Source organism: Leptolyngbya sp. AN02str (genome assembly GCF_050565595.1).
GTDB lineage: Bacteria > Cyanobacteriota > Cyanobacteriia > Elainellales > Elainellaceae > Kaiparowitsia.
Genome location: NZ_JBNXVR010000019.1, coordinates 33,873 through 52,909 on the forward strand (window position 1 = coordinate 33,873; position 19,037 = coordinate 52,909).

18 protein-coding genes are annotated in these 19,037 nt (G+C 52.6%); 7 read left to right on the top strand and 11 right to left on the bottom strand.

Annotated elements, in window-relative coordinates; all coding sequences use genetic code 11:
- Positions 1 to 97 precede the first annotated feature (97 nt).
- On the top strand, positions 98 to 889 hold the full coding sequence (locus ACQ4M4_RS15465; RefSeq protein ID WP_430685333.1) for a M15 family metallopeptidase: 792 nt from the start codon (positions 98 to 100) through the stop codon (positions 887 to 889).
- 238 nt (positions 890 to 1,127) lie between these two features.
- On the opposite strand, the gene ACQ4M4_RS15470 is transcribed toward ACQ4M4_RS15465, so the two are convergent.
- From ACQ4M4_RS15470 to ACQ4M4_RS15505, 8 genes are all read right to left on the bottom strand, one after another.
- Positions 1,128 to 1,328, bottom strand: a complete 201-nt coding sequence (locus tag ACQ4M4_RS15470) for a hypothetical protein (RefSeq protein WP_430685334.1) — start codon at positions 1,326 to 1,328, stop codon at positions 1,128 to 1,130.
- Positions 1,329 to 1,513: 185 nt separating this feature from the next.
- Positions 1,514 to 2,503, bottom strand: a complete 990-nt coding sequence (hemB, locus tag ACQ4M4_RS15475; protein WP_430685335.1) for a porphobilinogen synthase — start codon at positions 2,501 to 2,503, stop codon at positions 1,514 to 1,516.
- 592 nt (positions 2,504 to 3,095) lie between these two features.
- Positions 3,096 to 3,896 carry a hypothetical protein gene (locus ACQ4M4_RS15480; protein ID WP_430685336.1) on the bottom strand — a complete coding sequence of 267 codons (801 nt, stop codon included), beginning with the start codon at positions 3,894 to 3,896 and terminating at the stop codon, positions 3,096 to 3,098.
- 935 nt (positions 3,897 to 4,831) lie between these two features.
- Entirely contained in the window at positions 4,832 to 5,593 is a 762-nt protein-coding gene (gene cobA, locus ACQ4M4_RS15485) for a uroporphyrinogen-III C-methyltransferase (RefSeq protein WP_430685337.1), read from the bottom strand.
- Positions 5,594 to 5,846: 253 nt separating this feature from the next.
- Positions 5,847 to 6,602 carry a sirohydrochlorin chelatase gene (locus ACQ4M4_RS15490; protein WP_430685338.1) on the bottom strand — a complete coding sequence of 252 codons (756 nt, stop codon included), beginning with the start codon at positions 6,600 to 6,602 and terminating at the stop codon, positions 5,847 to 5,849.
- A 194-nt stretch (positions 6,603 to 6,796) separates the two neighbouring features.
- Positions 6,797 to 7,351: a Dps family protein gene (locus tag ACQ4M4_RS15495; protein WP_430685339.1), complete on the bottom strand. Its 555-nt coding sequence runs from the start codon at positions 7,349 to 7,351 to the stop codon at positions 6,797 to 6,799.
- A 586-nt stretch (positions 7,352 to 7,937) separates the two neighbouring features.
- Positions 7,938 to 8,870, bottom strand: coding sequence for a bestrophin family protein (locus tag ACQ4M4_RS15500; protein WP_430685340.1), 933 nt, complete (start codon positions 8,868 to 8,870; stop codon positions 7,938 to 7,940).
- Positions 8,871 to 9,171: 301 nt separating this feature from the next.
- The gene (locus tag ACQ4M4_RS15505) at positions 9,172 to 10,935 is read right to left on the bottom strand and encodes a glycosyltransferase family 39 protein (RefSeq protein WP_430685341.1); all 1,764 of its coding nucleotides are present in this window, start codon (positions 10,933 to 10,935) and stop codon (positions 9,172 to 9,174) included.
- On the opposite strand from ACQ4M4_RS15505, the gene ACQ4M4_RS15510 reads away from it, so the two are divergent.
- Positions 10,912 to 11,217, top strand: coding sequence for a hypothetical protein (locus ACQ4M4_RS15510; protein WP_430685342.1), 306 nt, complete (start codon positions 10,912 to 10,914; stop codon positions 11,215 to 11,217). The two genes, ACQ4M4_RS15505 and ACQ4M4_RS15510, sit on opposite strands and share 24 nt — an antisense overlap.
- Positions 11,218 to 11,233: 16 nt before the next feature.
- A complete protein-coding gene (locus ACQ4M4_RS15515) occupies positions 11,234 to 13,609 on the top strand; it encodes an ATP-dependent helicase (protein WP_430685343.1) in 2,376 nt (791 codons plus the stop codon).
- 62 nt (positions 13,610 to 13,671) lie between these two features.
- On the opposite strand, the gene cobQ is transcribed toward ACQ4M4_RS15515, so the two are convergent.
- Both cobQ and ACQ4M4_RS15525 read right to left on the bottom strand, forming a co-directional pair.
- Positions 13,672 to 15,165, bottom strand: coding sequence for a cobyric acid synthase CobQ (gene cobQ / locus ACQ4M4_RS15520; RefSeq protein ID WP_430685344.1), 1,494 nt, complete (start codon positions 15,163 to 15,165; stop codon positions 13,672 to 13,674).
- 162 nt (positions 15,166 to 15,327) lie between these two features.
- The gene (locus ACQ4M4_RS15525; protein ID WP_430685345.1) at positions 15,328 to 15,738 is read right to left on the bottom strand and encodes an Npun_F0494 family protein; all 411 of its coding nucleotides are present in this window, start codon (positions 15,736 to 15,738) and stop codon (positions 15,328 to 15,330) included.
- A gap of 383 nt (positions 15,739 to 16,121) precedes the next feature.
- Between ACQ4M4_RS15525 and ACQ4M4_RS15530 the strand changes: the two genes are divergently transcribed.
- From ACQ4M4_RS15530 to ACQ4M4_RS15545, 4 genes are all read left to right on the top strand, one after another.
- The gene (locus ACQ4M4_RS15530) at positions 16,122 to 16,589 is read left to right on the top strand and encodes a bis(5'-nucleosyl)-tetraphosphatase (RefSeq protein WP_430685346.1); all 468 of its coding nucleotides are present in this window, start codon (positions 16,122 to 16,124) and stop codon (positions 16,587 to 16,589) included.
- A gap of 147 nt (positions 16,590 to 16,736) precedes the next feature.
- Positions 16,737 to 17,681 carry a WD40 repeat domain-containing protein gene (locus tag ACQ4M4_RS15535; protein WP_430685347.1) on the top strand — a complete coding sequence of 315 codons (945 nt, stop codon included), beginning with the start codon at positions 16,737 to 16,739 and terminating at the stop codon, positions 17,679 to 17,681.
- Positions 17,663 to 17,854 (top strand): hypothetical protein, encoded by a 192-nt coding sequence (locus tag ACQ4M4_RS15540; protein WP_430685348.1) that lies wholly within the window; start codon positions 17,663 to 17,665, stop codon positions 17,852 to 17,854. Before ACQ4M4_RS15535 ends, ACQ4M4_RS15540 begins: the two co-directional genes overlap by 19 nt.
- 79 nt (positions 17,855 to 17,933) lie before the next feature.
- Positions 17,934 to 18,383, top strand: a complete 450-nt coding sequence (locus ACQ4M4_RS15545; RefSeq protein ID WP_430685349.1) for a peroxiredoxin — start codon at positions 17,934 to 17,936, stop codon at positions 18,381 to 18,383.
- Between the two features lie 89 nt (positions 18,384 to 18,472).
- On the opposite strand, the gene ACQ4M4_RS15550 is transcribed toward ACQ4M4_RS15545, so the two are convergent.
- Positions 18,473 to 18,973, bottom strand: a complete 501-nt coding sequence (locus tag ACQ4M4_RS15550) for a hypothetical protein (RefSeq protein WP_430685350.1) — start codon at positions 18,971 to 18,973, stop codon at positions 18,473 to 18,475.
- Positions 18,974 to 19,037: the final 64 nt, after the last annotated feature.

Below are 19,037 nucleotides of genomic sequence, written 5' to 3' on the forward strand. Positions count from 1 at the left end.
GCTCACGACTCGCTCATGGCTGGTCATTGGCAGGCTTCTGCTCTCTTATGCTGGCCGATACGCGTGCTAAAACACTCCCGACCGCTGGCTTTAGTCGATGTATGAAGAAAAACGGCGATCGCCACCTAGCACCATTTGCCAGCCGGAAATCGTTTTTGATCTCGCTAATTTTTTCGATATGAAACCTTATCAACAAATTCCGATTCTGGAGTGTAATGAACCGTTAGTTCCCATTCCATTTGATCAGTTTGCGGTTCAGCAACCGCATCCATACATGCATTTGGGAGCACCCTATGGTCAGCGATCGCCCTACTATTTGCGGCAGGGTGTGGTGGCACGGCTCGTTCATGCCCAGGCTCAACTGCAAACTCAGTACCCCCATTGGCGCATTCAAATTTTTGATGGCTATCGCCCGGTCGCTGTGCAGCAGTTTATGGTAAATCATGCTTTTGCCGAGCTGGTGCGATCGCAAGGATTGTCGCCTCAAGCCTTAACCCAGCAGCAAAAGGAAGAATTTCTTAGGCAGGTGTACCAGTTTTGGGCGGTGCCCAATTCCAATCCTGCCACTCCACCACCCCACAGTACTGGAGCCGCTGTCGATGTCACCTTAGTGAATGCCGATGGGCAGGCTGTGGATATGGGGTCTCAAATCGATGAAATTTCGCCGCGCTCCCATCCTGATTACTACGCCATTACGGCAACCGATGCGCCAGATGCAGCCCAGTTTCACCACCATCGCACGTTACTCAATCAGATCATGGCCTCGGCTGGATTTCTGCGGCACCCCAATGAGTGGTGGCACTTCTCATTTGGCGATCAAATGTGGGCATGGCTTAAGAACAAGGACAGTATGGATACGATGATTGTTGCGCGCTATGGTGGCGTTTGACCCAAAACGGCTGAGGGCAGCAAGCCCAATGAAACAGAGCTGCTAGATAAGGGCGATCGCCAGTTTGTTGCGAACCCGTCTTTTTTTGAAGACCTTTCCTCAACACAACTTGCAGAGAAGAAAATCGCCCATCCCCCATCGAGCGCTAGATTTCCATCCAAACATATCCACAAAATAAGGCCGGGTGTGCTTAGTCACACCCGGCCTTATAGTTGACTTGGCTTAAAGCTCGCAGCACCTAAGCGCTAATCAAATCGCGCTCATCTTGCAGTTGGTAAACCTGCTTGTACTGTTCTAATGCGCTCAATGCTTCTAGCTCAGAGGCAAATTTCAGCTTCACCTTGTACAGAAACGGAGAGGTACGCATGCTGCTGACTGGGGCAGGTTCCCAAATACATAGCAGCCAATCTAAACCGGAGCGAGTGATTGAATACTTCATATCCGTAAATTCAACAGGGGCTGTATGAACTGCCTTCATAAAGACTACGCCATCGGAATAATAGCGTAATCTGGCACGACCATTACGTATATGGTGATTCACCAGCCCCGGTTGTGGGCTGAATTGGCATTCAAACTCACACAAGCTTTAAAGTACTGACGAGAAATCTCCGTATTTTCTCGGTGTTACTTTATAGACTGTAGCCATCTGGCTGCATCTTTAGCGTGGTAAGTCAAAATTAAGTCTGCTCCAGCCCGCTTAAAGCTGGTTAGCGTTTCTAGAACGACTTTTTCTTCATCGATCCAGCCATTGAGAGCGGCGGCTTTTACCATGGAGTACTCACCGGACACGTTATAGGCAGCAACAGGCAGATTGGATGCTTGCTTTACCTGCCAAATGATGTCCATGTACGACAGGGCCGGTTTAACCATCAGCATGTCGGCTCCTTCGGCTACATCCAGCTCAATTTCTTTAATGGCTTCGCGGCTGTTGCCTGGATCCATTTGATAGGTGCGGCGATCGCCAAATTGAGGTGTCGATTCTGCAGCATCGCGGAATGGGCCGTAGTAAGCCGAGGCATACTTAGCCGCATAAGACATGATGGGAATATCTTCAAACCCGTGTTCGTCTAAGCCCTGGCGAATCGCGGTGACAAAGCCATCCATCATCCCTGAAGGAGCAATGATATCAGCCCCGGCTTGGGCTTGCGACACGGCTGTTTTCTTCAAAAGCTCTAGGGTGGGGTCGTTCAGCACACGTCCAGTGAGATCGCCCACTTCCAGGTAGCCGCAGTGACCATGCGATGTGTATTCGCACAGGCAGGTATCTACCATCACGATGAGATCGGGAACGGCTTCCTTTACAGCTTGGGTTGCTTTTTGCACGATGCCGCAGTCGTGCCACGCACCTGTTGCATCGGTATCTTTGTCGGCAGGAATGCCAAACAGGATGATACAGGGAATGCCCAAGTCGTAAACTTCTTTGGCTTCTTCGACGATTTTGTCTACCGACAGTTGGTAAACACCTGGCATGGAGCGCACTTCGTTGGCAATGCTCTCGCCGGGAACCGCAAATAGCGGATAAATCAGATCGCTGGTGGTGAGGGTGGTTTCGCGTACCATGCGGCGAAGTTGAGGATGGCTACGCAGACGACGAGGACGATGAGTTGGAAACATAGGATTTCTAAGCGCGGTTGCTAAAGACCAGTGGCATGAACTTTACCAATGCTTAACAGTCTACGGCTTTGGCTAACCCCATAGCTTACTTGGCAGGTTACAAACTGTATACCGTTCAGTAGGCCTCCTGGCTGTAACTGTGGTACGGCTCAGTCGTGCCACGATCGCAAGCTTTAAACCACTATTTGTGCAGGGGGGCTAAATCTATAGAGGGAATTCTTTTGGTTAAGGACTTTTTTGAAGGGCGTGCTGCATACAACCCTTAGGAAAGTCTCATTTTTGCGTGCAAAAAAAATGAGGCTTTCGCGTATCCAGATTTGTCGTGGTTAAAACAAACAGGACTTACGCAGTTGAATGATTTTGGGGCGCTTAGCACCCCAAAATCATTCAACCCCCTAGTTTTTCAGATGAAGTGCGTAAGCCCTAACAAAATAAGGGGATCGCTCGCTTTGAGCAATCCCCTTGTGATTGATTACAGATGATGGAATCAGTGCGGATTCATCATCTCTGAGAAGCCAATTGCCTCAGGCCGAAGTCTTGGCTTCACTAGGATTTTTGAAGTGATGTGGCAGCAGCCTCATGGTGCGATCGCTCACTCATTTAGGAAATTAACTTTGACAGAGCCCATGCTGGTTTTTATATAGAGCAGCAGCGCATAGATAAAAAATACAACGCCCATCTTTTCCAAAAATTCTTCAACTGTCGTTACAAGGGCATACACCAAGTTAAGTTGGCCAATCGATGTGGCGGTAAAGCCGCCAACCATTTCCATGCCCAAAGCCCCAGATAAAAAGATTAAGCCAGAGAACAAGAAGAGGTTGCGAGTGCGGCTGGGGAGCGATCGCCAAAACTTGAAGTACGTAGCAGCAAACAAAAGGACGAATACAACCCCTGGAATTACCCAGGCAAAATAGAGAACCCCGCTCGTGTTGAGCATGTTCCGTAGGATAAGAATGGTGCGCTCGTGCAGGCTCACAATTTCATCCAACGCAAGCATAAAAAATAGGAAGCTCAAGCCAGACCAAGCTAGGGTAAAGCGATCGCGCACACTCGACTTGTGCAGAGCAATAACCCCCAACAAAACGCCGCAGAGTGCTAGGCATAAGCCAGCGTAAGACGTTGGAATGTTGCGTTCTAAATCGAGAATGACGAGCTCAATCAGCTCAAAGCCAAATACGTAGTGCCCAACATGGGATGCTACGCTCAGCGCGGTTAGTGTACAGACTATGTAGGTTAACAATCGAAAAATTGCCTTGGGCGCTACCTTGATGGCAAATTCGCGCTGGCCAAGGCTATCATCGATCGCTGTTGCAGCGGTACTGCCTACAAGGGGCGTTGCAACGATGCTGCTATCTTGAAATGCAAAATGACGGAGCTTTTGAATAGGATTCATGCTGACGGAAGCTCTAGTTAATTTAATCTGCCGTTAATCTAGATTAAATTAGCTTTTTTAATGAACAGTCAGCATAATTATCTATAGTTGATTGAACCTTTATGGAATGAGCCAATTTCTTGACACAAAATTCACTCAAGAGATGTGGATAGTACGCAAATGTTATGAATATCTTAATAATAAGAGCATTTCACTCTAAATATGCTGATTACAGCATGTCAGAATTTGAGATTTTCTCTTAACCTAGTTTAAGTTAATAATTAAACTGATTAATATTCGATTAACAATAAATAAACCCTGCAGCTTGGCTGCTGAATAGTCCTTCTGTATGAATTAGTTAGGCAGTGCTGCCCAACTAATTCATGGTTCAAAAGTCAGGTATACAGAAGGTCTCATTAACGCCAGTTTTGGTGAAGGGCTGTTGTGAAGGTTACGCACTGCGTAACCTTCACAACAGCCCTTTTTTGATATACGTGGCGCGCGCAAAACTGAGTGCTTTGGCTGATCCAAAACAGATATTTATCAATGCTGAATTTCAATTGTTGGAGAATGTTGCGAGCTAGAGGCTTTAGGAGGATGTTTGAAACGTTTCAAATGTTCTGCATTTGCCCCCAACTCTCTGTTTCTGCAGGACTTCCGACCCAGTTTTTCATTCACAGTCCCTTAATTTTGAGGGGTGTGGGGGGCGGCTCGGGTCGCAACTGACCCTTCTAAAACATCCTCTAAAAGCAGATCGTTCTGTGCTGGGCGATCGCTCTGTGACCGCTGTAAAAATGCGCCACGTTTACCCAATTTAGGAAACCGCAATGATGCCAGGACTGACGCAAATCCACCAAACCTAGTGTATCTATATTGAGTGTCAAGTGTTTCTCACCCGATCCCCAACACAAATGTGCAAGTCCTAGACCCTTTGAGCGGCAGATTGAGTGGCAGATTTAAATCGTAGGACGGCACACTGCTAAAGTGTCGTGCAGATTGACCACATTGCCAATGACTGCGATCGCCGGAGCTTCAAATCCGGTTTCTGCAATTTGCTGTTGAATCGTTTGCAAGGTGCCGATCAGCTCCTCTTGTTGAGCGCACGTACCCCAACGAACTAACGCAATCGGAGTGGTGAGGGGGAGTCCGGCGGATTGCAACTGCCCAATAATATAGGGCAGATTGTGGATGCCCATGTAAATGACAATGGTTTCGCTACCTTGGGCGATCGCACTCCAGTTTACAGCCGGGCGATACTTGCCTGCCGACTCATGCCCGGTGACAAACGTAACCGACGAACTGTAGGCGCGATGGGTGAGCGGAATCCCTGCATAGGCTGGTGCTGCAATTCCCGAGGTAATTCCCGGTACCACCTCCACGGGAATGCCAAATTTGACCAGGTCTTCCATTTCTTCGCCACCTCTGCCAAACACAAACGGGTCGCCACCTTTGAGCCGCACCACCACGGCATGGGTGTGTGCTTTGGCGATTAGCAACTGAGTAATTTCTTCTTGCAAAAGCGAGTGCCGTCCGCGCCGCTTTCCAGCGGGAATTTGCTCTGCATTTGGGCTAATCATGGCCAGAATTTGTGGGCTGACGAGCGCGTCATAAATCACGACATCGGCATGTTCCAACAAGGTTTTGCCCTTGAGGGTGAATAAGCCCGGATCGCCAGGGCCAGCGCCAACCAAATAAACTTTGCCGATGGGTTGCTGCATAGAAGGGAACGTAGGAGGTAAGGAAGGGGTCGAAGAAGGCGGAACGGTGGTGGATAGAGCGATTTGAGCATAGAGCGCGAGCGGAGCACCAAATGTTTAGGCGCGATTCCTACCGGCTTTTTGCTGATGGCACGGATCAGATTGCGTGCGGTATAACGGGCACCGGGTGCTCATTAGTATGCATCGTCTGGGTAGCGAGGCCGAGAAAAAGTATTAGCGATCACGAAATAGGGTTGATTATGTGGAAATTGCGTTAAGGATATGCAAAATCTACATCGGGAATGGGCGATCGCGCCATAGATAACACCATATCGGCGAGGGCTACGGATGTGCCGATTGGCGTGGAGTTGTAAAAGCGCACGTAGGGATATTGTTGGCCGATCGCCTCAATCTGTTGAGCGATCGCATCGGTAATGCCACCAGGAAACAAAAAGTAGGGCAACACCGCAATGTGTTGACACCCCTGCATCACCACTTGGGCAACTTGGGCCTCTAAACTCGGCGGAACCGACCAATAGGCCGCAATCGCATTGAGCGACGCGGCGATTGCTTCAATAGGTTGGTTCCCCTGAGGGCGCTTGCTGCCGTGGGAAATGAGGATGCGCTGTGCATGGAGCGGAGCTTGGGTGGGCAGGGCTATGAGACTGGCCAGATGAGGATGGCTCCCAAGATAGGGACAAACGGTGATGGCAATGGCCGAACCTAACGCTTGCTCTGCGATCGCCACCTCATGGGGAATATCCTCCATCACATGAACTCCCGGCAGCAAAAACAGAGGAACAATGTTCAGCCGACCATATCCTTGGGCGATCGCCCGCTGGGCCATGTGCTCAATTTGCCAATGGAGGGGGTGTTCTCCCAGTTCTAAAACTGCCGCCTCAACCAAAGGAGGCACTGTGCTTGTCACCCGGAGCTGCTGAGCAACTAGTCCTGCCAGGTCTGCCATTGCCGACTGGGAACGAGCATCTCGACTGCCATGCGATACCAAAAGATATGCTGCGTTAACCATGAGCAATGAAATAAAAAGCCTCTCCATTGTGACAAGTTTCTGGCATCACCTCCAGTCATGCCGCTTCAGCGATGCCGCAAAGGGGGGCCTTTACAGCCCCCAAAGCCAGCTACGAATGAAATCAACGTGAACGCACCCTTCAATGTTTGGAGGATGACCCAACAGCATGGCGTTACGAGGATTCCGGCACTGCTTTAGTTTCCGTTAGCTGTGGCAAAGGCTGGAGTCAAACTATCGTGGGCCAAGAAGTGGGCCAAGTGGAAGGCGCGATCTTCTGTTTCCAGCAAAATCTTCTCGTAGAGGTAGCGAGTGGCGCGATCGCCCAAACTTTCGGCCTGTCCTGCCTGCCGCCGCAACACCTGAATGATGGCTTGTTCTGCTTCCAAATCATGCTGCACCATTTGGCGACAGGAGTAGCGCCCCTCAGGCTCGGGGGTAAAGCAGCACAACTCGGCTAGCTTGGCAAAACCAGCTGCCGGAACACCGCCTAGTCCATTTAAGCGCTCCCCAATTTCGTGGATGTGACCTTCTACTTCGTCATATCCATCTTGAAAAAATTGATGGAGTGAATAAAATTCAGCGCCTTCGACCACAAAATGATGCTTTTGATACTGCAAATACAAGGCTTGAAAACTTGCTAAAGCAACATTAAATCCATCACAAATTGCTGTTGTAACGCTAACTTCTAACCCGATTGGATTATCGGCAACTTGGCCAAACGGCTGGAGTAATGTTTCGGTAGTAGCCATGATGTGGTCTCCTCTGAAGTCTAACGATCGCTTCAAAAAGTTCTAGTCTTTTTGAGCACCATTAGGTTGGCGAAATATCTGTACTCTCAATCTACGGTACGCCCCTAGTTTTGACAATGTAATGACAGTCGCAAATTATTCAAATCAAGCGAGGCCATTCTGAGAGTTTGATTGAGAATTATTCTTAATAACTTTGAAGGATTTAAATCGTAGCAGACACAACAAAACAGCTTAACAAACGCATGTTTTTAGTCACATCCCTTTATTCGAGGAGAGATAAAAGACATGGCTAAGGGGCTGAGTCCCTTGCCTGCTCAACACTCTACGTTGATTTGGGTGTTGCAAACAGCCGTGAGCCGTGACGCTCGCCTCAAGGATGAGATTTAAGGCTAGTTTGAAGTCGCTGAATTCCTTTTTGCCAAGCCCTTCCTTCGAGATGGAAAAAATATTGGCAAAAAGCGATCGCAGATGACCCCTAAAAAGTTATCAAAATATCTGAAATTGAAAAGTAATTAATCTAAGTTTTGATCCGTATGATGATGAAAATCAATCAGTAACACAAAAAATAAAACTTCAGTTTGCTTGATTACTCCTCAGCAGCGATTGATGCTGGATGAGACTGCGGATTATATGTTTCGCTTGATGGATTAAGTGTCATCAAATCTTCAATATTTCGCAGCATTGTGTTGCAGATTGTGTCCAACGGTAAATCATTTGCATCCCGACCAAAGGGATTTTCAATCTCAACTCCAATCTCTTCAATTCCAAACAACGTAAAGCTGATGAGCATGACGACTGGCCCAGTCCATAGGTTGACCTCTTGCACCAGCTGAAAGGGTAATGTGAGGCAATACAGCAGCAATAGCTGCCGCAAGTGGATGGCATAAGCCATGGGAATGGGGGTTTTGAGAATCCGTTCGCAGCCACCTAGCGCATTCACTAACTCGTTGATGAGAGTTTGCATGGCATTTAGCTGGTAGGCGTTTAGATGCTGGGTTTGAAACTGCTGCTGGAGGTAATCGCTAATCCAAAAGGCAACTTCTAGGGCGGGGTGATTCATGGTTTGCAGCTTTTGCAAGCGGCTGGGAGAGGCGAGTTCGGCAACTTCTAGATCGAGGGGATCGTTGCGGAGATGGCATTTGGTGGCGATCGCAAATACCACCAGCAGCTTAAGAGCGGCCTCCTTATCGGTGCGATCGCTGGGGGCCTCTTCAACCACGCCGACCCAAATTTGCCGAGCCAGGTTGCGCGTGGTATTGACCAGATGGCCCCACAGTTTTCGGCCTTCCCAAAAGCGCTCATAGGCAGTGTTGGTGCGAAACACCAGCATTAAACCCAGCACTACGTTGGGGATGATGGTTGCCAGCGTGGGAATGTAAAGCGGCAAGCCCAGGTGAAATAAGATAGCGATAAATTCTGCAAACAGTCCACACAGCAAGGTACGCGGCAGAATTGCAGGAATGACCGAACCACGCAGTCGCAGCGCCGCACGAAACCAAGGCTTGTAAATGAAGGGCATACAAAATTAGTTGAAGGAATGAAGGCGAAAACTGTGCGAATAGAGGGGGGGATAGAATATGGGACCGTTCCTGTTGGTGGCGATTGGAAATGAGAGGACAATCGCCACGGTGATAGAGCCCGATGCAGCTCAATGAATCCCCCCAGTGTGTTCCTAGAGCATGTATAGCAGTTGCCCCTTGACGTGCCACCAACTTTTTTGTGAAGAAGCTGAATCAATTCACCCGTCACCTATACAGCCTTTGCGGTACAGGCTAAATGGGGCCAGCCACAGACAAACGGCGGCTTAAGCAAGCGCAAGCCTAGTTGCGATTGATGCAGGGATAGCCTTGGTACGGCACGCTAAGGGTGCGATAGTACCGATTGGGATCGGCGGTGCAGGTGGCATTTTGCAACGTTAGGGTGGATGGGTAGGTGGCTTGGCGTAAGTCAGGATTGCCCACAACCCACAGGTTGAGAGGTCGGGGCTGGGACTGGAGCAGGGTCGCCAGGGTTGCCCATACGGTTTGATAATCTGCGTTGGTGCGGGGAATGAACGCAACCTGAACCGGATGGGATGGCTTGGCGCGCTGAAGCCCCAAGCCAAAGCTGAGGCCGAGTGCAATTTCTTGGGGTGAGCGGGTGCTGATGGCTAAGGAAATAGGCGCACTGGCATTTTGCAACAGGTTGGCTGCAACCCGATCGGGGTTGAAGCTTTTGTAAAAGCCGTAGCCGTTGACCACAAAGATGCTGCTGAGCAGGCCCAGCAGAATGACGGTGAACTGAACTCGCTCGGCAAAGGAGAGGTTGTGTTTTGTGAGGGGAAACCGCAGTTTTTTGGGTAGAAGGATGGGGGCTATCGCGCGGGTTTTGCGATGGGGAACCCAGGTTAAGGCGGCTCCCAGCAGGGCGCACATGCCGGGGTAGTACACAAAGTTGTAGCGAGGGGCTAGGGTCAGGTCTTTGCCCAACAGGTAAATGATGGCGAGAAACTCTAGCAGAAGGGTGGCAGTGAAGCCCAACAGCAGCGGTAGCGCCGGATTATGAGTGGCGTACCAGAGCCGCCGCAGCCCCCGAATGGCCAGCCATGCTACCCAGCCTGCAAACGCAATCATAACCAGCCCCAACGGAATGGCGATCGCCAGGGGCTGTTCTTCCACAGGCAGCAAAATGATGGTGATAATCCAACCGGCGAGCCCTTGAACGATGGGCGCAAGCCGAGCCCCCAAACCGGGCGAGAGTGAGAGCCAATCGGTTTCTGGGCGGGAAACATGGCTGAGCATGAGGCGCAGCCACGGGAGGTAGGCCAAAAAGATGGTGGCGATCGCCAACCCCAGCATCAACCACCCCAGGCGAAAGCGATCGCGGCTCCACCCCAGCCATCCCACCAGAGCGGCAATTTGGGCCACCAGCGCCAGTAAAAAGAAGTAGTGGACATACAGCCCCAGCACATTCACGCCAATCCAGCCCATCCATGCCCAGGCTCGAAACTGGCGCGTCTGCAAATCTTGCTGAAGCAGCACCAAGCCCACCAGCCCCAAGCTAATGAGCAGCATGGGCAGGGTGTAATGACGGGCTTCTTGGGATAGGTATACGGCAAAGGGCGATACGGCCATGAGTCCGGCGGCAACCAAGCCAGCTCTGGGCGAAAAGGCAATGCGGTTGAGGGCGTACAGGGCGGCGATCGCCCCCACCCCGCACAACGCCGGAAACGCCCGCAGCAGCCACACCCAGTTTGACGTGAGGGGCTGTAGCCAACTCATCCATGCATACAGCAGGCAAAAGAAGAGCGGTGGATGGACCGAATCAACAGACACACGCTGGGCGATCGCACCACAACTTTGTCCCGGCTGCACGGTAAAAAGCTGCGACAGCTCTGAAAATCCAAAAAACTGCTGCACAGGCACTTCGGCGTAGCTGCGGCCCATGCCAAAAATGGCTGTAATCACCTCGTCCATCCACAAGGGTTTGAGATCCAAATGCCAAAAGCGCAACGCCACGCCCAGCAACAACAAGCCTGCTAGCAGGCCATAGTGAAGGGGCGAAATTGCTTCGGTGGGAGGATGAGATGGTTTGTCGTGCAGCACGCCAAGAAGGGAACGACATCATCAAAAAGCGTACTACATCGAGAGAGGTGGAGGGGCGATCGCCCGCAATCGACCGCCTGCCGTATGGCTGTGCATGGGTTTTGCGGTATGAGCGTTGAAACGCTCTGTGCAGCTGCGGATCAAGCCACCTTTCTAAAAGCATTTGGCCACATGATTTGGCTTCATGATTCGGTGTCATTCGGCCTGATGATGAAGTGTAGCGGAAGTCGGGCAGGGCTGTGGGAACGCGCTACCCTAGGCTTATCGCTGACCGTTTCCTGACCTAATTTCTTGAACTATGGTGTCTTCTGCGCAGGCCAATACCGATCGCCACACGCTCCAGCAAAAGCTCCAGCAGCTGCGGGATGGGTTGCGTCCGGGACAGCAGGCGCTGGCCGACTGGACGGGTGGACCGTTGGCGGTGTCGGCGGTGCCTGGAGCGGGCAAATCGACGGGAATGGCGATCGCCACGGCCATTCTGTTGGGGCGGCGTTATCTACAGGCCATGGCCGGGGAAACGGTTCCTGGTGATCAGATCGTGCTGGTCACGTTTACGCGATCGGCCGCGGCCAACCTGCGGCTCAAAATTCGCACAGAGTTAACCCGATTGGGGCTACCTCCCACAGGATTTGCGGTGTATACCCTGCATGGCTTGGCGCTCAATATTGCCAATCGCCATCCTGACCTATCGGGGCTGAATAGCGATCGCATGACCCTGGTGACACCGGGACAAAGCCATCGACTCATTCGCACCAGTGTGGAACAGTGGATTGCCAGCAATCCTCGCTTGTATCAGCAATTGCTAGAGGGGCTGCAGTTTGATGGCGAGGAAACTGAGCGGCTGCGGCGGCAATCGGTTCTGCGTACCGAGGTGTTGCCCGACTTAGCCAATACGGTGATTCGCGAGGCCAAAAGTTCGGGGCTGTTGCCCCCGGTGTTGCTTCGCTACTCGCAGGAGATGGATGCCGTGGCGATCGCAGAAGGTCAGGAGGTGGAAGGATATAACCTGTTGGCGATCGCGGCTGGGCTGTATGAGCATTACCAAACCCTGCTGACAAAACGTAACTTTATCGACTACGACGACATGATTTTGGCGGCATTGCGGGTGCTTGACCACGAGAGCGCTCGGCAGTCCTGGCAGTCGCAGGTGTTTGCCGTGTTTGAAGACGAAGCGCAGGATTCGTCCCCATTGCAAACGCGCTTGCTGGAACTGCTGGCAACCCATCCTACTACGCAGCAGGTGAACTTGGTGCGGGTGGGCGATCCCAATCAGGCAATTAACTCCACATTTACTCCGGCAGATCCACTGTTCTTTCGAGAGTTTTGCCACCGCTGCGCCCAACAGGACCGGCTGGCTGAGCTAGATCAGGCGGGACGCAGTAGCCCCATCATCATCGATGCGGCGAACTTTATGCTGGCGTGGGTCAATCGACGATATCGCGCTCCTCAGCTGTCTAATTCAGAGCCGAACCAACCCCATGCGCAGCCGCCTCAGCCGTTTCGGCCTCAGCTGATCCGCCCGGTCTCTGCCGATGATCCCCAGCCCAACGCCAACCCCCAGCCAGAGGGGCACGGAGTTGAAATTCGCTATCCCCGCGATATTTACCACTCGGTGGAGCTGATGGCACAGCGGGCGGGCGAGCTGTTTCGCCAAAATCCTGAGGCTCAGGTGGCGGTGCTGGTGCGCGAAAACAAGCAGGGCAAGTTTGTGGCGGATGTGTTGCGCGATCCGGTGCAGCACAAACTGGAGGTCGATCTGCAATCGATGGGCGTCACAATTTATGAGGTGGGAGAGCGCGATCGCCATTCCCATATTCCCGCCGAAATTTTGGCATTGCTGCAATTTTTAGATCGGCCCCATTCGCCAGAGTATCTCAAAGGCGCGCTGCGAGTGTTGGTCGATCGCAAGCGCGTGCCCACCCAAGATTTAGATGCCATTAGCAGTCAGCCAGAGCAGTTTCTCTACCCCATCCCCATTGATCCACCGCAGTCGGAGTCGGTAGCCCAGGCTCGGCGCTATTGCAACAGCCTGCTGAATGCTCGAATCGAACTGCCAGCCTATCAGCTCATTCCATTTTTGGCGCTGACGTTGCAATATACCCAGTCAGAACTGGCCACCGCCGACAAGCTTTCGGCGCGGGTGGCGCAGCAAACTTCTGCCCATCAATGCATGGCTGCGATGCTGGAGGTATTGGGGGAAATTGTGCGCAGTGAGCGATTTGAGCCAGTGGAAACGGAATCGCTCGATTCTCGCTACACGCGCCCTGGCCAGCTCACCATCATTACCATGCACAAGGCCAAGGGCCTGGATTGGGATGCGGTGTTTATTCCGTTCTTGCAGGAGCAGTCAATTCCTGGCAGCACTCGAATTTTACCCCAGGCTCGGTTTTTGGGTGAGTTCAACCCGTCGGAGGTGGCTCGTGCTCAAATTCGGGCGATCGCGCACAACAACTTGCCGATCCCTGGCGTGATGAATGCGTGGCATCAGGCAGGATACCTGAAGCTGGCGGAGGAATATCGCCTGCTGTACGTTGCCATGACTCGGGCCAAGCGGCTGCTGTGGATGGCGGCTGAACGCAAAGCGCCCTTCAGCTGGAACAAAATCGGCAATCTGGATGACAAGGTGCCGTGTCCGTGTTTGCCAGCATTAAGCCAGCAGTTTTCGCTCAAGTAGCCGCTAGGCTGGCTTTCAAACCCGCAGTTGCAAACCGTTTGTGGAAGACTGGTTGTGCAGGACTAGCTATCGAGATATTGAGTGATCGAACCCAGATCTAGATAGGATTCCACAACATCGGCGAGGTTGTCGAGCATCATTTCTCGCTGCTCGCGGTAGTTGGCAACGCCAGTGGGAAGGGACTTGAGACCCCGCTGCTGGCGCAAGCGGTTGAGCCATGCGCGCCGCCATGCTCCGTTGTCGAACACGCCATGCAAATAGGTGCCCCACAGCGATTGGGTAGAGTCCACAATGCCCAGGGTGCGATCGTCGAACATGGGCTGATAGGATACGCCTTCCGGGGCTTCTTCTTCGGCTAGATGGCTGCGGCCCTGGTGAATTTCGTAGCCGGTAATCGGCAAGCCTTCTTGGGGAAAGTTGGACGAGGCTTGGCGCTGTCGGGTGACCTTTTGCCCGGTAATCACCGTTTTGAGCGGAAAGAGGCTCAGCCCTTTGTAGCGGCCTTCTTGCCCTTCAATGCCTTCGGGATCGGCCAGGAGCTTGCCCATCATTTGGTAGCCACCGCAAATGCCCATCACGGTTCCACCAGCGAGGGCATAGTTTTGAATGGCTTCGGCAATGCCCGTTTTTTGCATGGCAACCAGATCGGCAATGGTGGTTTTGGAGCCGGGAATGATGACGGCATCGGGATAGCCAAGATTATCCTTTAGCCCCACGTAGCGCAGGTTGACGGTCGGCTCTGCTTCGAGCGGGTCGAAGTCGGTAAAGTTGGCGATGCGCGGCAGCCGAATGACGGCAACGGTGATGTCGCGGTTGTTGTTGGGGGTGGGGCGATCGAGCAGCGAAAGCGAATCTTCGGAAGGGAAGGGCGAGTCAATCCAGGGAATGACGCCGAGGACGGGAACTCTGGTGCGCTCTTGGAGCCATTCAATTCCAGGCTGAAGGAGCGATCGCTGTCCTCGAAACTTGTTGATAATCACGCCTTTAATCAGGGCTCGCTCATCGGGGTCTAGCAGCTCCAATGTGCCGACCACCTGGGCAAATGCTCCACCGCGATCGATGTCCACCACCAGCAGGGTTGGAGCGTTGAGGTACTTGGCCACACGCATGTTGGTCAGGTCTCGGTGTTTAATATTCACCTCGACAGGACTGCCAGCTCCTTCGCACACGATCACGTCAAACTCATCCCGTAGCCGATTCAACGATTCTTCTACAGCTTGCCAGCCCGTTTCAAAAAACTGTTCGTAATAGTCGGCAGCGCTGATGCGGCCAATGGGACGCCCCTTGAGCACCACTTGCGAGGTCATGTCGCCCTGGGGTTTTAGCAGAATGGGGTTCATTTCCACTCGGGGAGGGATGCCCGCTGCCCAAGCCTGCACCGCCTGAGCATGCCCAATTTCGCCACCATTGGCGGTGACGTAGGCATTGTTGGCCATGTTTTGAGCTTTGAACGGTGTGACCTGCCATCCACGCCGACTCAGAATTCGACACATTGCAGCGGTAAGAAGCGATTTCCCAGCGTGGGAAGTCGTTCCAACAATCATGATGGCTTTCATTCAAATCCTCCGAGAAACCGAGGGCGATGGGGCATGGTGGATGGGTTTTCCGGTTCTAAAGCGGTTGAGATAACGTCCAGATACCTGGGTGAGTGGGCAAAGGGCGATCGCTCATATCAGCGAAACATCCCCAACTTCTTGAACAGTTTGTGACCAAATTTCTCATTGTATCCAGCGCAGCCAGCGCCAAAACCGCAGCAGCCGATTGACAAGACGATCGCCTAGCGATGGAGCGGGTAGCTTGCCAACAGATTCCCATCGTTGCACCAATTGGCGACCCAGCGGCGTGAGCCGAAAACTATCGGTGAGACCTTGGCCATCCACTTCGCGGCGCAGCAAGCCAACTTGCATGAGCCACAGCAGCTCTTGCTCAGCGACAAACTCATTTAAGATGCGGCGCGCGTAGCGGTTTTGAATGCCTGTGGTGCCTGCGATCGCCAACAGCGACACCCCTTGCCAGCGCATCGTGGCAAACAAGTTCAGCAAAAACGGAGCACAACGTACGGCCCGCTCAGCTCGTTCAAGGGTCGAGCGGGAATAGAACGTGGACGGTTGAGAGTTGGCAGTCGTCATGCGTGGCGGCAAATCGCAAAGGTGAACACGGCGGTTGAATAAGCAACCTTTTGTCTATCTTAATTCTCACGTTGAAAAAAACACGCTAAGAATGCGGCGATCGCAGATTTGACCCCGTTTTGAGCGTGAATTTTGTCTCCATGCTGGCAACATAGCCATGGCGAAAATAAAGCCGGGGAAAAATAATGAGGATTCGTACAGCGTCCGAACGAACCCTCGACCTTTGAACTCACGTTGTTTTAGGGTTGTCACCAGATGGCCGACCGCCTCAGGAAACCGATGGATATGCTGTGAAGTTGACTCAATGATTTTGCTGGGTTGGGTCATCCATGTATCGTTTAAGACGTAAGGTGTATTGGTTCGCGAAAGCGGTATCTTGGGCGATGAGTTCTACAATTCGAGATGAAGCGTTTGGCATGATTCCCATTTGGTTGGCTCCTGCCAATGAGGGAGAGCCAACTGGGGATGCTTACCGAGTGCTGCTGATTCAGCACCATGCAGGCCATTGGAGCTTTCCCAAAGGTCATGCCGATCCGGGTGAAACGGCGATCGCCACGGCCTGCCGCGAATTTGAAGAAGAAACTGGCATTACCAACTACACCGTTTTGGATGGGGGCGAAACCTCGTTTACCGAGCACTACACCTTTACCCAATGGGGCAAAACGGTGGAAAAAACGGTGACCTACTTTCCTGCCTTGGTCAACTCCCACCAGGTTACGGTGCAGGCAGACGAAATTCAAAACTATGACTGGCTAAACTATGAGGCCGCGCTAGAGCGCATTACCTTTGAGCAGGCGCGGCTGTTGCTACAGCGGGTGAATGCTTACTTGGTGGCGCGATCGGCCAATTGAATGGCATGAATCGGCGCGATCGCAACTGCATCAGCTCGATTCGATTAAGCTCCTTCGTTAAGCTACCGTCAAGCTTTGAGATTCATCGGGAATACTGAGGGCAACGGATGAGGCTAACCAAAAGACACTCATCCAGCACTTTGTCCTATGACCTCTTCTATCATGGCGAGTCCGGCTTCCTTGGTTGTCGATGCAGCGTCTCCATCCTGGCAATGGGCTCAAACGTTGGTGGGGCATGCTTCGTGGGTGCGATCGGTGGCGATTAGCCCCAATGGTGAGCTGTGGGCCAGCGGCAGCGGCGACAAAACGGTGCGGATCTGGTGTGCTAAGACGGGCCAAGTTCTACACACGCTGAGGGGCCATACAAGCTGGGTGCGGGCGATCGCCATCAGTCCCAATGGTCGCCTGTTGGCGAGTGCCAGCAACGACAAAACCGTACGCTTGTGGAACCTGCAAACGGGACAGCTACAGGGCATTTTGACGGGACATACCGACTGGGTGCGGGCGATCGCTTTTAGCCCCGATGGGTACACGTTGGCCTCGGCAGGACAAGACAAATCCATTCAGCTTTGGGATATGGCCACCCAGCAGCCTCTGCAATCCATTCAAAAACATCAGCATTGGGTGGTGGCGTTGGCCTTTAGCCCCGATGGCACCCTGCTGGTGTCGGGTAGCCGCGATGCATCGTTGGGCCGTTGGCTGTGGCAGTCGCGCCAGGGGTTGCCGTACTTGAGGGGCAACACGGCCGAAGTGTTGGCGTTGGCGATCAGCCCCTGCGGAAACTATGTGGCCAGTGGCAGCGCCGATTGCACCATTCGGATCTATCGCCTCAAGAGTGGTCGTTTAGTGCACCAGTTCACCGCCCATGCGGGAGCCGTGAATACGCTGGCCTTTAGCCCCGATGGAACGACGCTGGCTTCGGGCAGCCACGACAAAACGGTACGGATCTGGCACATGCCCACGGGCAATTGCCTCGCCACCTTGACCGGACATCGCAGTTGGATCTGGTCTCTGGCCTTTGCTCCCGATAGCCAAACGATCATTAGTGGCAGTTGGGATGAAACGGTGAAGGTGTGGAAACGCATTGGATAACGACCCAGCGCGATCGCCATTTTCATCAGGACAGTTTTGAGAGCGGCTTTGCTGTCCTCAAAACTGTGTCTGTCCTAACGATGCTGGCGATCGCCATAACGACCCAGCGCGATCGCCAGAGTGAGGAAGATAGGCGCTTGAGCAACCATCACGCTTCAAGGTTTCCAAGCTAGCCACTCACCTACACATCGAGCGCTATGCAAAGCGCTATACAATCTGTAACGGACCTTTATTTAGAAGGAATGAGCGATCATGCCGCTTTCTGTTGGTACCCAAGCCCCCAACTTTACCGTGAAAGATACCCACGGCAATTCGGTTTCCCTGGCCGACTTTGCAGGCAAAACTGTTGTGCTTTACTTCTATCCCAAAGATGACACGCCCGGTTGCACCAAAGAAGCATGCAGCTTCCGCGATTCTTACGCGGCCTACCAGGGCAAAGATATTGCGGTGCTGGGCGTAAGCCTAGATGACGAAGCCTCGCACCAAGCCTTTACAACCAAGTTCAATCTGCCGTTTCCTTTGCTGGCCGATACAGATGGTGCGATCGCCACTGCCTATGATGTCCTGGGTGAAAAGAATGGCTTCCGCTATGCAACTCGCGTGACCTATGTCATTGATGGCAGCGGCACGATCACCCATGTGTACGACAGTGTGAATACCGAAACTCATGCGGCGGATATTCTTGCTGCTGTAGGTGCCTAAGCATTGGTCGGCACGGCCTGAGCTAGCCAGCCAGTGGGGCGATGGAGCGATCGCCTTCCCCTGTTAAAACGCGGGTCGTTAAACGCAGGCTAAATCGAATCCGCAATCTGATCCGATATCGGCTCGGATTGCGGATTTTGATTGAAAGATGCGGTTAGATTGGCTGCCCCAGTGGGAAAGCGATAATAAACCGTGGCATCTTCTCCAGTTTGAAAATTAGCGGTGAATTCGTTGGCTTGCTCGTCTAAGTAAGCTTTGGCCTGGTCGCCACTCAGCCCAGATGCGATCGCAAAATCCATCACACTCAAAACGCCCTGCTGTTGCTGAACCAGCTGATAGAAAATTTGCATCAGGCGATCGCGCTCCTGCTTTTGGGTATCTTGCCGTAGCCCATAGGCCAGCCATCCGCCCAGGAGGGAACCCGGCACCCCAATGATTAAAAATCCCAACGCTGCATCGGTTGATTCCTTCTTATCGGCAGGAGTTTGGTTGCGCAGTAAAGCCTCGGAAGCCAGCACCAACGTAAGGATAAGGCACGTGCCGCCAATCCCCAAACATGTGTTCGATATAATGCGCCGGAGAAGTCTCATAGGTTCCGTGTGCCTCAGAAGCGCTCGCTAAAGCATAGCAACGAATTCGATCTTCAGAATTCCC

Bases quoted from the DNA above. Each gene is read 5' to 3' on its own strand.
- ACQ4M4_RS15465 (WP_430685333.1), top strand. From the start codon at position 98: ATGTATGAAGAAAAACGGCGATCGCCACCTAGCACCATTTGCCAGCCG.
- ACQ4M4_RS15470 (WP_430685334.1), bottom strand. From the start codon at position 1,328: ATGAAGTATTCAATCACTCGCTCCGGTTTAGATTGGCTGCTATGTATT.
- hemB (WP_430685335.1), bottom strand. From the start codon at position 2,503: ATGTTTCCAACTCATCGTCCTCGTCGTCTGCGTAGCCATCCTCAACTT.
- ACQ4M4_RS15480 (WP_430685336.1), bottom strand. From the start codon at position 3,896: ATGAATCCTATTCAAAAGCTCCGTCATTTTGCATTTCAAGATAGCAGC.
- cobA (WP_430685337.1), bottom strand. From the start codon at position 5,593: ATGCAGCAACCCATCGGCAAAGTTTATTTGGTTGGCGCTGGCCCTGGC.
- ACQ4M4_RS15490 (WP_430685338.1), bottom strand. From the start codon at position 6,602: ATGGTTAACGCAGCATATCTTTTGGTATCGCATGGCAGTCGAGATGCT.
- ACQ4M4_RS15495 (WP_430685339.1), bottom strand. From the start codon at position 7,351: ATGGCTACTACCGAAACATTACTCCAGCCGTTTGGCCAAGTTGCCGAT.
- ACQ4M4_RS15500 (WP_430685340.1), bottom strand. From the start codon at position 8,870: ATGCCCTTCATTTACAAGCCTTGGTTTCGTGCGGCGCTGCGACTGCGT.
- ACQ4M4_RS15510 (WP_430685342.1), top strand. From the start codon at position 10,912: ATGAGATGGTTTGTCGTGCAGCACGCCAAGAAGGGAACGACATCATCA.
- ACQ4M4_RS15515 (WP_430685343.1), top strand. From the start codon at position 11,234: ATGGTGTCTTCTGCGCAGGCCAATACCGATCGCCACACGCTCCAGCAA.
- cobQ (WP_430685344.1), bottom strand. From the start codon at position 15,165: ATGAAAGCCATCATGATTGTTGGAACGACTTCCCACGCTGGGAAATCG.
- ACQ4M4_RS15525 (WP_430685345.1), bottom strand. From the start codon at position 15,738: ATGACGACTGCCAACTCTCAACCGTCCACGTTCTATTCCCGCTCGACC.
- ACQ4M4_RS15530 (WP_430685346.1), top strand. From the start codon at position 16,122: ATGAGTTCTACAATTCGAGATGAAGCGTTTGGCATGATTCCCATTTGG.
- ACQ4M4_RS15535 (WP_430685347.1), top strand. From the start codon at position 16,737: ATGACCTCTTCTATCATGGCGAGTCCGGCTTCCTTGGTTGTCGATGCA.
- ACQ4M4_RS15545 (WP_430685349.1), top strand. From the start codon at position 17,934: ATGCCGCTTTCTGTTGGTACCCAAGCCCCCAACTTTACCGTGAAAGAT.
- ACQ4M4_RS15550 (WP_430685350.1), bottom strand. From the start codon at position 18,973: ATGAGACTTCTCCGGCGCATTATATCGAACACATGTTTGGGGATTGGC.